Genomic DNA, 18641 nt, shown 5'->3' on the forward strand with positions numbered 1-18641 from the left:
TGCGAATTGTAGCACAACGGCTTTATATCCCAACAAAATATTTCACTTGCCTTGCTAAAATAGAACTTCCCCACTAGAATACCCCCCGTAGTTCGCAAACCTCCTACAATAAAAAACTAGGTAGAATATGAATATTTTCAATCCAAACCATGATCGTAAAGCGATTGTCATCTTTTCAGGTGGACAAGACTCCACGACTTGTTTATTCCAAGCTATTGCTGAATACGGCAAAGAAAACGTAGAAGCCATTACCTTTCAATATGGGCAGCGTCATGCTATTGAATTAGAAAAGGCGCGTGCCATTGCGCAAAATTTAGGTATTAAACAAACCTTGATTGATACATCTGTTATGAAAGCTATCACGCATAATGCCTTAATGGATGAACAGTCGCATATTGAGAAAAAAGAGAATGAATTACCAAACACTTTTGTTGATGGTCGCAACGCTCTATTTTTACTTTATGCAGCAATTTATGCGAAAGGTCAAGGCATTCAAGATATTATCACTGGCGTATGTGAAACAGATTTCAGCGGTTATCCCGATTGCCGAGATGTATTTATCAAATCCATGAACGTTACCTTAAATTTGGCTATGGATTATCAATTCAATATCAAAACGCCATTAATGTATCTCACTAAAGCCCAAACTTGGCAGCTTGCTGATGAATTAGGCGTATTAGATTATGTACAAAAACATACGCACACTTGCTATGAAGGGATTGAAGGGGGATGCGGAAAATGCCCAAGCTGTATTCTTCGCAATAAAGGCTTACAAGAATATTTTGCAAAAAAGTGCGGTAAAAAAACTCAAGGAATTTAAACCGCACTTTAAATAAAATAAAAATTTCTTATCCCTCTTGATCGCTATAAATTTATGTATATAATGAATTCTGTTTTAGATACTAGATAGTAATTTAATAGTAATGAAACTTGGCTAGTGCATTCCCCCACTCCTTTCGCACTAGCCATTTTTTTTGGAATTTTGTACCATATCTCACCTGTTTCCAATCAACTATCCATTATGAATAATCTCGAACTTGAACAACTCATTAACCAAAAACTTTCTTCCGATAAAATCAATGACTATGCGCCCAACGGCTTACAAGTCGAAGGTAAAACAGAAATCAAAAAAATCATTACTGGCGTAACGGCAAGTCAGGCTCTAATTGATTACGCAATCAGCAAAAATGCCGATGCAATTTTGGTTCATCACGGCTATTTTTGGAAAAGTGAAAACTCTTGTATTCGAGGAATGAAAGGCAAGCGAATTAAAGCCCTTTTACTGAACGACATTAATTTATATGGCTATCATTTGCCATTAGATGTGCACCCAGAATTAGGTAACAATGCACAATTAGCCAAACTGCTCGACATTGAAAATTTACAACCATTAGAAAAAAGCTCTGTGAGTATTCCTGTTTGGGGCGAATTAAAAGAACCGATGACAGGTAAAGACTTTGCAGAAAAAATAGAAAAAGTGTTAAATCGAAAACCGTTAATTTGCATTGAAAACGGACCGCACCTAATCCGAAAAATTGGTATCTGCACCGGTGGCGGACAAGGTTATATTGATCTTGCTGCAGAACAAGGCTGTGACGCATTTATTACAGGGGAAGTGTCAGAACAAACAATTCATTCTGCCCGTGAGCAAGGATTACATTTCTTCTCTGCAGGCCATCACGCAACAGAACGATATGGCATCAAGGCATTAGGTGAATGGTTGGCGAAAGAATATGGCTTTGATGTAGAATTTAAAGATATAGATAATCCAGCGTAAAATACAAAAGTGCGGTAAAAATATTTCTTTTTTACCGCACTTTTATCTTCTGAAATTATCGTTTAAACATTCCGCCTAAACCACCAAGACCACCCAAGCCTCCGCCCATTAAGCCTTGCATTCCACGCATCATTTTAGCCATACCGCCTTTACGCATTTTCTTCATCATGCGTTGCATTTCATCGAATTGTTTAAGTAATTTATTCACATCTTGCACTTGAGTGCCAGAACCTAATGCAATACGACGACGGCGAGATCCTTTGATAATATCTGGGTTTGCACGTTCTTTTAAGGTCATGGAGTTAATGATCGCTTCCATTTTAATAAACATTTTGTCATCCACTTGATTTTTAACTTGATCAGGCAAATTTTTTGCACCAGGTAATTTCTCAAGCATAGACATCATACCGCCCATTTTTTTCATTTCGATCAGCTGCTCGCGGAAATCATCTAAAGTGAAACCATCGCCTTTCTTGAATTTCTGTGCCATTTTTTCGGCTTTTTCACGGTCAACAGAACGTTCAAGATCTTCGATAAGGGAAAGCACATCGCCCATGCCCAAAATACGGGAAGCGACACGATCAGGATGGAAAGGCTCAAGTGCTTCTGTTTTCTCGCCCACACCCAAGAATTTGATTGGTTTACCTGTGATTTGACGAATTGATAAGGCTGCACCACCACGCGCATCACCGTCCACTTTTGTCAAAATAACACCTGTAAGCGGCAATGCTTCATTAAAGGCTTTTGCCGTATTGGCTGCATCTTGACCAGTCATCGCATCAACGGTGAAAAGGGTTTCAATTGGATTTAATGCTGCATGAACTTGCTTGATTTCATCCATCATTTCTGTATCAACGTGCAAGCGACCAGCTGTATCCACAATCAACACATCGTAGAATTTCAGTTTTGCATCAGCAAGCGCCGATTTAGCAATATCAACTGGATTTTGTTTAACATCCGATGGGAAAAAATCCACGCCAACGGATTGAGCCAAGGTTTCAAGTTGCTTAATCGCAGCAGGGCGATATACGTCAGCAGACACCACTAACACTTTCTTTTTATGGCGTTCACGCAAGAATTTTGCCAATTTACCCACGCTGCTAGTTTTACCCGCCCCTTGTAAACCAGCCATTAAGATAACTGCTGGTGGTTGGGTTGCAAGGTTTAAACTCTCATTCGCTTCGCCCATGGCTTTTTCAAGCTCACGCTGAACGATTTTTAAGAACTCTTGCCCTGGCGTTAAACTTTTATTGACTTCTTCCCCAAGCGCGCTTTCTTTTACTTTTGCGATAAATTCACGCACCACAGGCAAGGCAACATCTGCTTCAAGTAATGCCATACGCACTTCGCGTAAGGTTTCTTTAATATTATCTTCCGTTAAACGACCTTTTCCTGTGATATTACGTAAAGTTTTGGAAAGGCGATCCGATAAATTCTCAAACATGGCTAACAATCCTGTTTTCTTAAAAAATTGCGCTGATTATACCGAAATTTAGTCGTTTTTCATCATTTCAAATGAAAATGACTTTTTGAGTAGGCGATTTCATGAAGAAAGCATACGAGATAAGGAAAAAGAATGATTATTTAGCCAATTTCGGGTATCATTCTGCTCACTCTTGGCTATTTGAGTAGCCATTTGATTTAGCAAAATCAAATAACAGGTAAAAAGTGCGGTAAAAAATGACCGCACTTTTTGTTGATTAACGAACAAAAGGATTTTCTCTTGGATAGCATTCCCCTTAGTACTTTATTTATTATTCTTATTATCTGTTTAGTGTTATCTGCCTATTTTTCTGGTTCAGAAACTGGACTACTCTCCCTCAATAAATATCGTCTTCATTTTCTATCTGAACAAGGCAATAAAGGCGCGAAAAAAGCGGAAAAACTGCTCGAAAAGCCAGATACCTTGTTAAGTTTTATTCTTATTTTTAATAACCTTGTGAATATCAGTGCATCGGCAATTGCAACAGTCATTGGTATGCGTTTATATGGCGATGTCGGCGTGGCGATTGCAACGGGTTTGCTCACTTTCGTGATGCTCGTATTTTCTGAAATCTTCCCTAAAACTGTGGCAGCGATGCACGCAGAAAAAGTCAGTTTTTTTTCAAGTCATATTTTAACTTCATTGCTTAAAATCTTTTATCCGCTCGTTTGGTTAATGAATATTTTTACTAAATCCTTGATGCAAATAGTAGGGTTAAAACTTGATATGCAAAAACAAGTGATTAGTAGTGAAGAACTGCGTAGCATTGTGTCAGAGGCGGGCGAAGCAACGCCAAATGAACAACATCCACAAATGTTACTGTCTATTTTGGATATGGAAACAGTCACTGTTGATGACATTATGGTTCCCCGCAACGAAATCGGCGGTATAAATATTGATGATGATTGGAGAGCTATTATGCGCCAGCTCAATCACGCCGCACACAATCGTGTTGTACTTTATAAAGGCAGTCTTGATGAACAAGTGCTTGGCATTTTGCGCGTGCGTGAAGCATTCCGCTTACTGCTTGAAAAAAATGAATTTACCAAAGAAACCTTAATTCGTGCCGCAGATGAAGTGTATTTCATTCCTGAAAGCACGCCATTAAAAACGCAACTTGCAAATTTCCGTGCAAATAAAGAACGCATTGGCTTAGTTGTGGATGAATACGGCGATATTAAAGGTCTTGTAACTTTGGAAGATATTTTGGAAGAAATCGTTGGAGATTTTACCACTTCCACCGCCCCAAGCATTGACGAAGAAGTAATTCAACAGTCTGATGGTTCAATGATTATCGATGGCTCTGCCAACCTACGCGATCTCAACAAAATGTTCGGCTGGGAACTTGATACCGAAGATGCCCGAACCTTTAATGGTTTAATCCTAGAACACTTAGAAGAAATTCCCGATGAAGGCACGGTTTGCGAAATTGATGGCTTGCAAATTACCATTCTTGAAGTGGGCGATAATATGATTAAACAAGCGAAAGTAGTAAAACTTTAATCATAAAAACTCCGACAAATTAAACCGCACTTTTGACTTGGATCACAAGTGCGGTTCTTTTTTGCGCATTTTTTAGAAAAGATTTTTATAATTCTTTCTAGGTATATTTTGATAGAGAACAAGGATATGGAACACGAATATCAACGGGCGGTGACTCGCGTATGCGTACAAACAGCATTGCTCTTGTTACAACATGGGGCAGAAAGTACCGTAGTGGTGCAAATGGCGCAGCGTTTAGGCGTAGCACTTGGCGTAGAAAGTGTAGAATGTGCGCTTACGGCAAATGCAGTGGTGCTGACGACCTTATCCGATAATCATTGCATTACCACCGCACGAAAAAATACAGATAAAGGCATTAATATGCAAATGGTCACTGATGTTCAACGTATTGTGATTGCTGTTGAGCATCATTTGTATGACTTAGAAATCGCACAAAGAAAACTGAATCAATTAAAACCGCTTAAATATAACCGATGGTTGATTGTATTCATGATAGGCTTATCTTGTGCGGCGTTTGCTCATTTATCTGGCGGAGATTGGATAATTTGTGGCATTACCTTTGTGGCAGCAGCCATAGCAATGTTTGTGCGGCAAGAGTTTTCAAAACGGCACTATAATCCCATCATTGTTTTTTCTATCACGTCCTTTGTTGCCTCACTGATTTCTGGCGTTAGCTTGAAATATAACTTAGGTAATGATCCTCAAATTGCTTTAGCGTCTAGTGTGTTATTACTTGTACCAGGGTTTCCTCTGATTAATTCTTTGGCGGATATATTAAAAGGTTATGTGAATATGGGATTAGGTCGTTGGACGATTGCCACTATTCTCACTTTTGGCGCATGTCTTGGCATTGTATTTGCTTTGAGCGTATTACATATTACAACTTGGGGGCATTAAAATGTTATTAGATATCACAATATTTATATTGAAATTACTCGATGATATGTTATTTGCCGCAATTCCAGCGGTGGGCTTTGCTTTAGTATTTAATGTGCCGCCCAAGGCCTTAAAATATTGTGCAATTTTAGCCGCACTTGGGCATGTGACACGCACATTATTACTGCATATTAATATGCCTATTGTATTTGCCACCTTCTTTGCCACTTGCGTAATTGGATTTTTAGGCGTGCATCTTTCCCATCGTTATTTAGCCCATCCCAAAGCCTTCACCGTTGCGGCAATTATCCCCATGATCCCCGGTGTTCATGCTTATAAAGCAATGATTTCAATGGTACAAATTCATCACTTTGGTTTTTCTGATGCTTTATTTGAACAAATGATTAGCTCCTTTATTAATACCAGTTTTATCTTAGGCGCAATTGTATTTGGATTAGCTTTACCGGGCTTATTGTTTTATCGGCAAAAACCTGTTGTATAACACTAAAACGGTGCAACAAAAAAGCCGACATTTTGTCGGCTTTCTACTATTCTTGTGATTTTTTCTTGAGATATTCATAAAGCTCATCTTTAATCCGTAATTTTTCTTTTTTCAAAGCCTCAATTTCCATATGAGTAGCGAGCTGAATGTTTTCCTGCATATTCTTAATTTCATGATCTAATTCGTTATGCTTTTCAAAAAGACGATCAAAATAAGCATCATTACTTTTAAGCTTGGTAATTAAGTCTCGATATTCGGGAAACATAGCATTGCTCCTATAGTGGTTTTAACTGGTTTAAGTTTACTACATTCACCCCAAATAAACAGAACAGGATCTTAAAAATTTGACAACGATCACAAAAATTTATTTATCGAAAATTATCCTTTACTCTCTTGCTTTTTTCTTTCTTCCAGTACCTAAAATCAGCATCGCTAACAAACTAAACATAATTCCAAAGCCAGCCCCCCCATTGAAATAACATAATGTTTCTCTAACATCACAAGATTAGATTGTTATACAAAATGAAATGCCACCAAATTATTACCTAACGCTTGAATAGATTGCATCATCTTCAATTTATTTTGTGAGATGAAAACACTTCCCCGCAAAACCTAGCCCACCACCGATAAGCATAAACAGAAAAGAAAGAATAAATTTTCTCATAATTTACCTAAAATTCAGACTAAATGGAGCGTGGATTCTAACACAAAGTGCGGTCAATTTTTCTTTATTTTTATCCGCTGGCTTTTAAACTGGTTTATTTAAAGAAAGCACGCTAGAATAAGGCTATTTTCATTTCAACGAAAAAAGTAAGGAAATTCTATGATCGATCCAAATTTGCTCCGTAATAATTTATCCGAAGTCGCAGAAAAATTAAAAGTAAAACGCAACTTTATTCTTGATACGGAAAAACTCACTGCGTTAGAAGATCAGCGCAAAAACTTACAAATCACTACCGAAAACTTACAAGCTGAACGTAATACTCGTTCAAAAGCTATTGGTGCTGCGAAAGCACGTGGTGAAGATATCGAACCGTTATTGGCTGAAGTGGATAATATGGGCAACCAATTGACTGAAGCAAAAGCACAATTAGATGCGGTACTTGCGGAAATCAATCAAATTGTATTAAGTATTCCAAATCTACCTGCAGACGAAGTGCCATTAGGCAAAGATGACACCGAAAATAAAGAAATCTTACGTTGGGGCACACCACGTACATTTGATTTTGAAGTAAAAGATCATGTGGCTTTAGGCGAAGAAGCAAATGGCTTAGATTTTGCCGCAGGAGCTAAATTAGCTGGTGCGCGTTTTGCCGTAATGAAAGGTCAAATCGCTAAAATGCACCGTGCATTAGCGCAATTTATGTTAGATCTTCATACTGAACAGCACGGCTATTTAGAAACCTATGTGCCTTATTTAGTGAATCACGCCACACTTTATGGCACTGGGCAATTACCAAAATTTGGGGAAGATTTATTCCATACGCTTGCTTTAGAAGGCGAACAACCTTACGCATTAATTCCAACCGCAGAAGTACCAGTCACTAATTTAGTGCGTGATGTAATTATTGATGAAGCAGAATTGCCAATAAAAATGACCGCACATACGCCATGTTTCCGTTCAGAAGCAGGCTCTTACGGTCGTGATACTCGCGGTTTAATTCGTATGCACCAATTTGATAAAGTGGAAATGGTACAAATCGTTGATCCAGATAAATCTATGGAAGCACTTGAAGAATTAACAGGTCACGCAGAAAAAGTATTGCAATTATTAAATTTACCATACCGTAAAGTTTTACTTTGCACAGGCGATATGGGCTTTGGTTCTTGCAAAACTTACGACTTAGAAGTGTGGGTGCCTGCACAAAATACTTATCGTGAAATTTCTTCTTGCTCAAATATGTGGGATTTCCAAGCTCGCCGTATGCAAGCACGTTGTAAAGCAAAAGGCGATAAGAAAACCCACTTAGTGCATACCTTAAATGGTTCAGGCTTAGCGGTTGGTCGTACTTTAGTAGCTGTGCTTGAAAACTATCAAAATGCCGATGGTTCAATCACCGTGCCAGAAGTGCTACGTCCATATATGGGCGGATTAGACGTTATCGGAAAATAATCCTTCTATAAAATAAAAAAGCGTGGATTTTAAAATTTCCACGCTTTTTTATTAAGCTATTTCAACAGCGACATCGGATTCTGATTTAGATTTTAATTCACCTACTTCATATAAATCAATGCCCGCATCTTTGGCTATTTCAATGACCGTTTGAACGCTATTAGGCTCAACTGCCACTAATAAACCGCCTGATGTTTGAGGATCACACAAAATCGCTTTTTGTTCTTCCGTTAATACACCCACTTTATGCCCATAACTTTCAAGATTACGCCCTGTTCCTCCGGGGACGCAACCTTGAGCAATATAATCTTTTACGCCGTCCAAGGTTTTAATTTTGTCCGCAAAAACTACCGCACTTAGATTTGAACCTTCACAGATTTCAATTAAATGACCAAGTAAACCAAATCCTGTGACATCCGTCATTGCTGTTACGCCATCCACTTGGGAAAATTGGCTGCCAATGGAATTCATTTGGAACATAGCGGCAGTGGCTAAACCTTGATGTTCTGGCTTAAGTTTTCCTTTTTTCTCCGCCGTCGTCAAAATACCGATACCAAGCGGTTTCGTCATATAAAGCTTACAACCTGATTTTGCAGAAGCATTACGTTTCACTTTTTCAGTGTCAATCACGCCTGTCACCGCTAAACCAAAAATAGGTTCGGGTGAATCAATGGAATGTCCACCCGCCAAAGCAATACCCGCTTGATGGCAAGCAAAGCGACCGCCATCAACAATTTTCTGTGCAACTTCTGCAGGTAATACATTAGTTGGAAAACCTAAAATAGCGATTCCCATAATCGGCTTACCGCCCATAGCAAAAATATCACTGATGGCATTGGTTGCGGCAATTCGTCCAAAATCAAAAGGATCATCTACAATCGGCATGAAAAAGTCTGTGGTACTGATAATCGCAGTTCCATTCCCAAGATCATACACCGCTGCATCGTCTGCGGTTTCATTGCCGACGAGCAGATTTGGATCATAAAATTTTTCCAGTTCTGAATGTAAAATTGTCCCTAACACCTTAGGCGAAATTTTACAGCCTCAACCTGCACCATGGCTGTATTGCGTCAGCCGAATTTTTTCTTCCATTTCTTATTTACCTTGTTGAATATTCGTTTTCGAGAATATGACGTTTAAACCTATTCTTAATCATAAAGATCTTCGCCATCTTTCCTTGTACGCAATAATTGCAAAATCCAAACATATTGCTCTGGCGTTGGCGTAACAAAAGATTCTATTTCTTCGTTCATTGCTCGGGCTGATTGTTCAGGATCATCGCTTAAATTCATTGCAGGATGAATTTCCATTTCATATTTGCCGGTTTCAGCGTTATAACGAGGAAACATTGGAATGACAACGGCTTTAGAAAGTTTTGCCATTTTATTTAATCCTGGCAATGTCGCTTTATAAGTCCCAAAGAAATCAACAAATACGCTTTGCTCCGCACCAAAATCTTCATCGGGTAAGTAATAACCCATTTCGCCTTTACGAACATGATTTAAAAAGGGTTTAATACCATTTTGGCGAGCATGCATTTTTCCGCCGAAACGTTGGCGTGTAATCGTCCAAAGCCAATCCGCCAATGGATTACGGTGTGGATTATACATAGAAGTCATTGGCATACCTTGAATGTGCAAAATAATGCCTGAGGCATCAATTGCCCAGCCATGTGGCACCATAAGAATAATATTCTTGCCTTCAGCTTTTGCCTGTTCGATATGTTCAAGACCGATAAATTCGCTACGTTTTTGCAAATGTTTCTTTGAACGGATGGCAATCTCACCAATACCAAACATAACCTGAGCGACAACCGCAAACATTTTATCAATGACTTGCTCACGTTGTTGTTCAGTCCAATGAGGAAAGCAATATTGCAAGTTAGTTTGCGCGCGCGTACGCTGTTTCTTTGCTTTATGCCCAATCCAAATACCTAATTTTCCCGCCAATTTATCGCGCAGACGAAAAGGCACAAATGCTAACAACAATAAAAAGAAAATACCGAGCCAAATTCCCCAATATTGAGGCTTTAAATACGACCATGAAAAGTACGCTTCATAGCCCACTCTCGCCGTCAGACGTAAATTTTGTTGATTATCCGACATAATAAAATGAAATTAATTTTAACCGCACTTTTGTGCGCTTTCCGAATTAAAAATGAAACCAACCCTGATCGTAAACCATTTTGGCCGTCATCATAAAAGACATGATAACAACCATCGGTCGAATCAAGGTTTTACCTTTCGTCATCACCATTTTGGCGCCTAAATTTGCACCTAAAATGCTCCCAGCCATCATCACGAAACCCACTTTCCAAAGAATTTGTCCGCCCAATAAGAAAAGTGCAAAAGAAGCAAGGTTCGAAGTGAAGTTCATCACTTTTGCATGTGCTGTCGCTTTCGGGAGATTAAATCCTAGCAAAGTAACACAGGCCAAACTCATAATTGAGCCCGTTCCTGGGCCAAAGAAGCCATCATAAAAACCTAAAAATGGGCTAATTAAAAGACCAAATAACAGATAACTTAATCGTTGTTTCCGATCTTCATCACCTAATTTAGGGGTAAATAAAAAATACAGACCAATGACTAAAATCAGAAAAGGCAGAATTTTTCTGAAAATCGCCACGTCAATTGATTGAATTAATAATGTACCTAGGGCAGAACCTAAGAAAACCCAAATCAAAATAAACCAAATATCGCGTAAATTGACCGCTCTTTTTCGCAAGAAATAAAGACTTGCGGATAATGCACCGCCCATAGCTTGCAATTTGTTAGTGCCTAACGCCATTGCTGGCGGCATACCAGTCATGAGCAACGCTGGAATGGTGATTAATCCCCCACCACCAGCAATTGCATCGATAAATGATGCGACAAAACCAACACAAAACAATATTGCTAAAAGATCAATTCCGATATCCATATTGATTTACCTTAATTCTATTCTAACCATTCATTCCGATTCGGGGAATTTAAAATTTGTTGGCACAAAAACGGCTCAGGTGGTGTAACTTTAGGTTTGCTCACTGAAGCACCTGTTTTTGGTGGCTCAAACCAAGAATATAATTCGTCTCCACAACCATCACTGGGAGGAACGGGTGCTTGATTTTCACAATAAGACGCATCTGCTGGGCAAGTTAAACGAACATGAAAATGAGAGTCGTGTCCATACCAAGGACGAACTTTGTGTAACCAGCCGCGATCATTGCCAGCAGTTTGACATAATTTTACCTTAATCGCAGGATTAACAAAAATACGTGTCACATTTGGATCTTGCGCGGCTAATTTGATTAACGTCGCATGATTGCTATTCCATACGCGTTCATCCACTCGTTGTGCCTTTCTATCCACAACTAATAAACCTTTACCATCAGAATTCAGTGCATCGGCATCTGACATTTCGCCCATTCTTAACCAAATATCCGCATCTAATCCCATCTGATGGCTAGCATGACCCGTTAAAAATCGTCCACCACCTGGCATGGCAATATCGCCCACTAACATCGTTGGTAACCCAGCAGCTTTAGCACGTTGTCCCAAACGTTCAAGATACTGAATCATATTTGGATGACCATAATAACGATTGCGATTCATACGAATAACTTGGTAACCGTCTCCTTTCGGCGGTAGTGCTTGCGCCCCAATAATACATCCATTGGTATAACTACCAATAGGTTTTGCTTTCCCATCGCCACTTGGTATTGGACGTTTCACTTTTTGCCAATCTAGAGGAGACGCAGCAACGTTCAGAGAGAAAAGTGCGGTAAAAATTATGGTTGTTTTTAATAAAATTTTATTCATTCTAAAGTTTTGCTATGGGTAAGCATATCTTAGGTTTTGCCGTGGGTAAGTATACCCACGGTTAGAAAAATAGTTCCCCTTTGGGGAACTTTCCACTTACCCCAAAGGGGTAACATCAAACTAACCTAGGGTATACCTACCCTAGGCACAGACTCCCATCTTATACTAAGATTATTTACACTGTGCCTTAAAACGTAATAGATGATCTAATAAGACAATCGCCATCATTGCTTCTGCGATGGGTACAGCACGAATACCCACACAAGGATCGTGACGACCTTTTGTTACAACTTCTACGGGGTCTCCATTAAGATTAATTGAACGACCAGAAATTGTAATACTTGAAGTTGGTTTTAACGCAATCGTGGCGATAATTGGCTGTCCTGAACTAATTCCGCCTAAAATGCCGCCTGCGTGATTACTTTCAAAGCCATTAGGTGCCATTTCATCACGATGTTCCGAACCTCGTTGCTCAACTACAGCAAAACCATCACCAATTTCGACGCCTTTTACTGCATTAATTCCCATTAATGCGTGAGCAAGATCTGCATCTAAACGGTCAAATACTGGCTCGCCCAATCCTACAGGTACATTTTCTGCAATAACAGTAAGTTTTGCACCAATAGAATCTCCTTCTTTTTTAAGTTCACGGATCAATTCATCGAATTTTTCTACCGCACTTTCATCGGGGCAAAAGAATGGATTGCTGTTTACCTTTTCCCAATCAATTTCTCCGATGGTCTGTGGCGAAATTTTCACATGACCGATTTGACTTAAAAAACCACGGACTTCAATACCAAAATGTTCGCGTAAATATTTTTTTGCAATCGCTCCCGCTGCAACTCGCATCGCTGTTTCACGCGCTGAAGAACGCCCACCGCCACGGTAATCACGGATGCCATATTTTTGCTGATAGGTAAAGTCTGCATGACCAGGGCGAAAACGATCTTTAATCTCGCCATAATCTTGAGAACGCTGATCAGCATTTTTAATGATCATCCCAATACTTGTGCCTGTAGTTTTTCCTTCAAACACACCAGATAAAATTTGAACTTCATCGTCTTCACGACGCGGCGTGGTATATCGAGATGTACCGGGTTTACGACGATCTAAATCTGGCTGAATATCTTTCTCAGATAATTCGAGATTTGGCGGTACCCCATCAACGATACAGCCTAATGCAATCCCATGTGACTCCCCAAAGGTCGTCACACGAAAAAGTTGTCCAATTGTATTACCTGCCATAATTTCCCCTTATTTTTTTACATCAACAAAGGGAATTTCTTCGCCAGTGTCATTATTTTTGATAAATACATCTAATTGATTAAAGGCAATATCAATATTATGTTCTGCAAATAATTCATTAATACGGCGATTAATAGCATCTGTAGTACTGGTACGATCTCCAACTTGTTCTACATAAACACGTAATTCGTGATCCAAAGTACTTGCACCAAAAGTTAAAAAATAAGCAGATGGTTTAGGATCGCGTAAAACAGTCGGCTGTTCATCAGCTGCTTGAAGTAATAATTGACGAACGAGTGTTAAATCAGAACCATAAGCAACACCAACACTAATCACTAAACGTGTCATCGTGCTAGATAATGCCCAATTGGTTACTTGACCTGTCACAAAAGATTTATTTGGCACAATAATTTCTTTGCGATCAAAATCAATTAATGTAATTGCACGAATACGAATTTTCGCTACAGTACCGCTCACTCCATTAATGGTTACGACATCGCCAACTCGGATTGGGCGTTCAAATAGCAAAATAATGCCCGACACAAAGTTTGCAAAAATTTCTTGCATACCAAAACCAAGACCAACGGAAAGTGCGGCAAATAACCATTGTAATTTTGACCAAGACATTCCTAAGGTTGCAAATGCCCACGCACCACCAATGGCGATAAAAATATAAGTGAGCAATGTCGTAATCGTATAAGGCGTACCTTGTGAAAGATTCATGCGAGAGAAAATTAATACTTCCAAAATACCTGAAATATTACGAACCAACACATAAGTAATTCCTAGGATAACCAAAGCAACAAGAAGATTAAATAAAGTAATGCTTTCCATTACAGTGCCAGCATCGGTTGTCGTGGTTTGTTGCCAAAGTGTAATTTCACGTAAATAGCTCACTACTGTGACTAAATCTGACCATACATAGTAGAAAATCCCCAATAATGCTGTCCAAATAAAGAGATCTACAAAACGTAATAATTGGCTACGCACATCATTTAACGCTAAACCTTCCTCTGGCTCTCCCACTGCAACCACATCATCAGAGGAAATATTTTCATAATTATTTTCAAGTGCTTTTTGACGACGTTTTTCTGCTAAACGGCGATGTGCTAAACGACGAGAAGAAACCGTAATACCACGGTAAATCGTATTACGTACTAACCACCATACACACCAAGCAATATAAGAATGAATAAAATGCTCAATTAAATTTAAAGCAGTGTAATAATAGCCTAAAACAATAAGTACGATTAGTCCCACAGGAATTAATCTTAAACCAATTTGTACAATTCTTATTAACCAATGATGTTTATTTGTTTCAGGTTCATAAGAGCGAAGTACTCGATTAAAGCGAGGGGCAATAATCGCCGCACAGAAAATTAGAGCTGTAATAGTATTAATTTGACCTAACACATCATTAGCTAAACCTGCATCAGTGACATTGCTAAACACAGAAGTATTTAAAAGCAATACAATCACAATAATAATGCGTTGGATAACACCACGAAAACGTTGTGCATTCTCTTTTGAAGATTCAAAATGATTAACAAAAATACCATTTGGACGGAACAATGAAATCCAAAATGTAAAGAACCACCAATAACCCGCCATACTAAATGACCAATGCCAAAATTCTTCTGGATTTTTGAAGAAAAAGAAGCCGATCATTTGGCAAACTGCTAAAAACCAAAGTGTACTAGAAAGCGTTAAAAACGCAGTTAATAACAGGGCAAGTGGAGTACTCCACTGACTATCTGTATCTAAGCGATGTATTTCACGATTAATTTTGTTTAATTGTTGTTTAATACGATTTTTAAATTTAAAAATTGCACCGCCTACAATAAATAATCCTAAGAAATACATCAGCAAATAAGGTAAATTGTCATAATTAGTTGGAAAACCTAATTTTTTCAACATACCATTAAACTGTTCAATTAAAGCTCTTGGCAGCATTTTTACCCAATCTAAATTAATAGGATTATTACTTTTCACCCAAAAACTTTGCTGCTCTAATTTAGATTGAATTTGATCACTGATTTGTGTAATTTGCAGCTGTGTTAATTCCAAAGAAATCGCGAGATTTAATTGATTATTTAAAGATTTAATCAGATCAGATGTCATTTTCCGACGCTCAGTTAATAGCGTTTTAACTTGCGTTCTTTCTGCCTCAGTAAATTGTTTTCCATCTTCACTTTCAACTTTATTAATATAGTTATCTAGATCATAAAGTTCATTGCGTTTTTGAGTAATGTCAAAAATATGTACACGCAAATCGGCAATTTGTTTTGATAAACCTTGGATATTTAAGTTAGTCGGTAATTTTTGTTTTTGTTGCTGGATAATACGTGAAAGAACTAACGTGCCTTGTAATGCACTAATTTGTTCATCAATAGTACGTTGAGTTTGAGTGAGGCTATCTAAAATATTCCGCATTCTTAACTCATCTTGAGTTAATGAATTCGCTTTTTCTGTTTGTTGTAATAAATACTGACCAAGCTGTGCATTGCGATCAAGTTCTTTTTGAATGTAATCATTTTGCACAGTTTTTTGCTGTTGCTGAGCTTGTTCTACTTGATTTTGTGATTGCTGAAGATTTTTTTGATTAATGACTTCTTGAATCGCAATAATATTTTGCTGCTGTACTTGCAAACGTAAATTCAATAGGTCATAACGGCTTTGATAGAGTAAAGAAAGCTGATCATTATTTTTTAATAAATTTTGATTATAACTATTCTTTAAATCAATCAGTTGTAATTCAATCTGATATTGTTTTCGCAATATGCTACCAATATCATTATTGGCTAATTGTTGATTGATTTGCTGTGTGCGTACAACATTTTCTGTTAATGCCGCTTGTGCTCGTTCAGAAATAGAACTTTGCCCTGCCAATTGTGCATTTACTGTGCTTAATGCGTTTTGCGTATCTTGTAATTGATCATTTAACTTAGTGAGACTATTTTGTAAATAGTCCTGTGATTGCGCATTATAATCAGTACTTGTTGCCGTTTCTTGTTGTTTTTTTAATGCTTGAATTTCTGCATTATTCTTTCTAATTTCACTCTCTGAATGGCTTAATGTTGTTTGCAATGCATCATTGATTTTTTGTTGAGCTTGAATTTGCTGCAATAAATCAATTGATGTTTGTAATTCTGCTAACAACCTATTTTTTGCCTCCCCCTCACTCATTTTTTGAGCGTTAGCCAAATCGGCTTTAAGCGATTGCTCCGTTGGTAATACATTTGTTGAATTTGCCGCCAATACCCCTTGCGAAACGCTAAGGGTAAACATTGCCGAGGCAAAAAGTGCGGTAAAAAATGGAGGTGTTTTCATAAGTTTCCTAATCATTATTTTTCCCTAATCTAAATGGTAAATTAATTTATCTCATCTCGCTTTGCCAGCCAATCAGCAAGCTGTTTACGTGAGATCTTAATGCCTTTCTCAAGCATCAGTGGCAAAGGATAATATGCAATAGGTTGTTTAAAACGTGCAAGTTTATCTTGTAAAAAAAACATTAAATTTTCAACCGCACTTTTGCTAAAGGGTTCATTAAAATCCACTAAAGCGACAGGACGCTGACCAAATTCTTTGTTTTTTTGTGGTAAAACAAACACTTGATTAACTGAAGAATGTTGAATAATCACTTGTTCAATTTCTTCTGGCTGAATATTTTCGCCACCTGAAATAAACATATTATCAAGTCGTCCGATAATAACCAGTTCGCCCTCTTGCCAAATGCCTTTATCTTTTGTCTGAATCCAGCCTTGGTTATTCGTTAATGGAACAATTTGTCGATCTTTCCAATAACCCATCGCCAAACCTGCACCTTTCAGCCAAATTTCATCATTTACTAAACAATACTCTCTACCTAAGAGCGGTTGCCCTACGCCTTGTTTTTTATCAGATTGTTTGGCAAAAACTGTCGAAGCCATTTCCGTCATTCCATAACCAGAATAAGTTTTAATGCCATATTTTACCATTTTTTGTGTAAGTTCTGTCGGAATATGCGCACCGCCCAGTAAAATATGGCGTGTAGCAAATGAAATGCTCGGATTTTCCTGTAAATAATCTAATAAACGCTGTAATTGCGTTGGCACAAGAGAAACGTGGGTCGTCTTTAATAATGAAGCATAAAAATCATCTTCTGGGAAATGTAATTGTGCACCGCAATATAACCAACGCCAAACAATACCTTGCCCTGAAACGTGATATAAGGGTAATGAAAGTAACCAAGATTGATTACAATCAAACTTCATTAAGTTACATACCCCTTTTGCATTATCCAAATGCGCTTGGACATTATGCACAACTGCTTTTGGTAAGCCTGTAGAACCAGACGTTAGCGTCATTGTTGCAGGGCGAAAGAAATCAGCTTTTTGTGTAAAAACACCAATTTCTTGCAAATTCAGTAAATCTTTATCATAAAAACAAAAATCAATTTGATAAAACTCACATAATTTTGCAATTTTTTCTTGTGGAAAAGCAGGGTTTATGCCTAAAACTTTTGCACCAAGCTGAATTGTCGCCAGATATAAAAATAAAATTTTCTCTGAATTTTTTCCCACAAAAGCAACCACACTTTCCGCATTTACGCCTTTTTTTTGTAAAAAAGCCACTGTTTGGTTAATCTTTGTAGTCAATTCTATCCAAGTAAGCACATCGCCCTGCGTAGTATGCAAAGCGATTTTATTTGAGAAATCAGGTTGAATAGCAAAATCTTGCCAAGGATACATTATTAATTTACCGTGAAATATGATCGCACTTCATCAATCAATGTTTCAGGTAATTCCATAGATTGCATTGCACCTTCTAGCATTAACATTTTTCGTCCGCTATTTGTATTGGTAATAACCCAATAAGGCGTATCTGGAATTTGCTTTGGTTTAGTATGGTTACCCGCCATTAATAATGTCGCTTCATCACGAGCAAAATAGACCCGTGTACGTCCCTGTAAAGATTCTGTGGCTTGAGCAAAACTTTCAGGATTTGTACGATAAAGCACACGTAAAATCGCTAAGAAACGTACAACAGCCTTACTTTCTTCTTGAAATTCAGTTGAATTTAATAAAGTTTGGACTTTTTCTACAATCTGATTAATTGCGGTTATTGATTGCTTTTTTGTTGTTTTGATATTTACTTCTTTCACATTGATAGTCTGTTTTGGCTTTTGATCTGTTTCTACTGAAGTAATAATTAAATCATTAACAATTGAAGTATGCACAGGTAAACTAAGCAAACGGCGTAAAATATCCGAAGCACTTTCTCCAATAGAGCGGGTTTGGCTCGCAATATATTGGTATAATTCTTCATCTACTTCAATGATCTTCATTTTTATCTCTCTGTTTGCT

The 18641-nt window shown here is 38.0% G+C and carries 17 protein-coding genes and 1 riboswitch; of the genes, 6 read left to right on the forward strand and 11 right to left on the reverse strand.

Translation table 11 applies throughout. The features are described 5' to 3' along the window. Positions 1 to 81: 81 nt before the first annotated feature. Positions 82 to 126: riboswitch (PreQ1 riboswitch) on the forward strand. A 1-nt stretch (position 127) separates the two neighbouring features. Both queC and ACPT8O_RS07685 read left to right on the forward strand, forming a co-directional pair. Then, positions 128 to 820: a 7-cyano-7-deazaguanine synthase QueC gene (gene queC, locus ACPT8O_RS07680; RefSeq protein ID WP_021035001.1), complete on the forward strand. Its 693-nt coding sequence runs from the start codon at positions 128 to 130 to the stop codon at positions 818 to 820. A gap of 201 nt (positions 821 to 1021) precedes the next feature. After that, complete coding sequence (locus tag ACPT8O_RS07685) at positions 1022 to 1777, forward strand: Nif3-like dinuclear metal center hexameric protein (protein WP_021035000.1); 756 nt, start codon at positions 1022 to 1024, stop codon at positions 1775 to 1777. 55 nt (positions 1778 to 1832) lie between these two features. Here ACPT8O_RS07685 and ffh read toward each other — a convergent pair whose 3' ends face one another. Together ffh and ACPT8O_RS07695 are read right to left on the reverse strand one after the other, a co-directional pair. Next, a complete protein-coding gene (ffh, locus tag ACPT8O_RS07690) occupies positions 1833 to 3221 on the reverse strand; it encodes a signal recognition particle protein (RefSeq protein WP_021034999.1) in 1389 nt (462 codons plus the stop codon). A 99-nt stretch (positions 3222 to 3320) separates the two neighbouring features. Next, positions 3321 to 3488, reverse strand: coding sequence for a hypothetical protein (locus ACPT8O_RS07695; RefSeq protein WP_021034998.1), 168 nt, complete (start codon positions 3486 to 3488; stop codon positions 3321 to 3323). A gap of 12 nt (positions 3489 to 3500) precedes the next feature. Between ACPT8O_RS07695 and ACPT8O_RS07700 the strand changes: the two genes are divergently transcribed. The 3 genes from ACPT8O_RS07700 (at position 3501) to ACPT8O_RS07710 (ending at position 6141) form a co-directional block, all read left to right on the forward strand. Next, positions 3501 to 4763 (forward strand): HlyC/CorC family transporter, encoded by a 1263-nt coding sequence (locus ACPT8O_RS07700; protein ID WP_041175307.1) that lies wholly within the window; start codon positions 3501 to 3503, stop codon positions 4761 to 4763. 126 nt (positions 4764 to 4889) lie between these two features. Then, entirely contained in the window at positions 4890 to 5660 is a 771-nt protein-coding gene (locus ACPT8O_RS07705; protein ID WP_021034996.1) for a threonine/serine ThrE exporter family protein, read from the forward strand. Between the two features lies 1 nt (position 5661). Then, the gene (locus ACPT8O_RS07710) at positions 5662 to 6141 is read left to right on the forward strand and encodes a threonine/serine exporter family protein (protein WP_005628250.1); all 480 of its coding nucleotides are present in this window, start codon (positions 5662 to 5664) and stop codon (positions 6139 to 6141) included. Between the two features lie 46 nt (positions 6142 to 6187). On the opposite strand, the gene ACPT8O_RS07715 is transcribed toward ACPT8O_RS07710, so the two are convergent. Continuing rightward, entirely contained in the window at positions 6188 to 6406 is a 219-nt protein-coding gene (locus ACPT8O_RS07715; RefSeq protein ID WP_005630674.1) for a YdcH family protein, read from the reverse strand. A 558-nt stretch (positions 6407 to 6964) separates the two neighbouring features. Between ACPT8O_RS07715 and serS the strand changes: the two genes are divergently transcribed. Next, positions 6965 to 8254, forward strand: a complete 1290-nt coding sequence (serS, locus tag ACPT8O_RS07720; protein ID WP_021034994.1) for a serine--tRNA ligase — start codon at positions 6965 to 6967, stop codon at positions 8252 to 8254. Positions 8255 to 8305: 51 nt separating this feature from the next. Here serS and selD read toward each other — a convergent pair whose 3' ends face one another. The 8 genes from selD to seqA all read right to left on the reverse strand — a co-directional run bounded on the left by selD (position 8306) and on the right by seqA (position 18622). Next, positions 8306 to 9346 carry a selenide, water dikinase SelD gene (gene selD, locus ACPT8O_RS07725; protein WP_080228106.1) on the reverse strand — a complete coding sequence of 347 codons (1041 nt, stop codon included), beginning with the start codon at positions 9344 to 9346 and terminating at the stop codon, positions 8306 to 8308. 56 nt (positions 9347 to 9402) lie between these two features. Further along, positions 9403 to 10359 carry a lauroyl-Kdo(2)-lipid IV(A) myristoyltransferase gene (gene lpxM, locus ACPT8O_RS07730; protein WP_425623321.1) on the reverse strand — a complete coding sequence of 319 codons (957 nt, stop codon included), beginning with the start codon at positions 10357 to 10359 and terminating at the stop codon, positions 9403 to 9405. Positions 10360 to 10405: 46 nt separating this feature from the next. After that, the gene (locus ACPT8O_RS07735) at positions 10406 to 11173 is read right to left on the reverse strand and encodes a TSUP family transporter (RefSeq protein WP_042593606.1); all 768 of its coding nucleotides are present in this window, start codon (positions 11171 to 11173) and stop codon (positions 10406 to 10408) included. 17 nt (positions 11174 to 11190) lie between these two features. Then, positions 11191 to 12051 (reverse strand): penicillin-insensitive murein endopeptidase, encoded by an 861-nt coding sequence (gene mepA, locus ACPT8O_RS07740; RefSeq protein ID WP_021034990.1) that lies wholly within the window; start codon positions 12049 to 12051, stop codon positions 11191 to 11193. A gap of 171 nt (positions 12052 to 12222) precedes the next feature. Beyond that, on the reverse strand, positions 12223 to 13296 hold the full coding sequence (gene aroC / locus ACPT8O_RS07745; RefSeq protein ID WP_021034989.1) for a chorismate synthase: 1074 nt from the start codon (positions 13294 to 13296) through the stop codon (positions 12223 to 12225). A 9-nt stretch (positions 13297 to 13305) separates the two neighbouring features. Beyond that, entirely contained in the window at positions 13306 to 16626 is a 3321-nt protein-coding gene (gene mscK, locus ACPT8O_RS07750) for a mechanosensitive channel MscK (protein WP_021034988.1), read from the reverse strand. Between the two features lie 41 nt (positions 16627 to 16667). Further along, positions 16668 to 18026, reverse strand: coding sequence for an o-succinylbenzoate--CoA ligase (gene menE, locus ACPT8O_RS07755; RefSeq protein ID WP_021034987.1), 1359 nt, complete (start codon positions 18024 to 18026; stop codon positions 16668 to 16670). A gap of 2 nt (positions 18027 to 18028) precedes the next feature. Beyond that, positions 18029 to 18622 (reverse strand): replication initiation negative regulator SeqA, encoded by a 594-nt coding sequence (seqA, locus tag ACPT8O_RS07760; protein ID WP_021034986.1) that lies wholly within the window; start codon positions 18620 to 18622, stop codon positions 18029 to 18031. Positions 18623 to 18641: the final 19 nt, after the last annotated feature.

Source organism: Haemophilus sp. HN_Hi08 (genome assembly GCF_049824455.1).
GTDB classification, from domain to species: domain Bacteria; phylum Pseudomonadota; class Gammaproteobacteria; order Enterobacterales; family Pasteurellaceae; genus Haemophilus; species Haemophilus influenzae_D.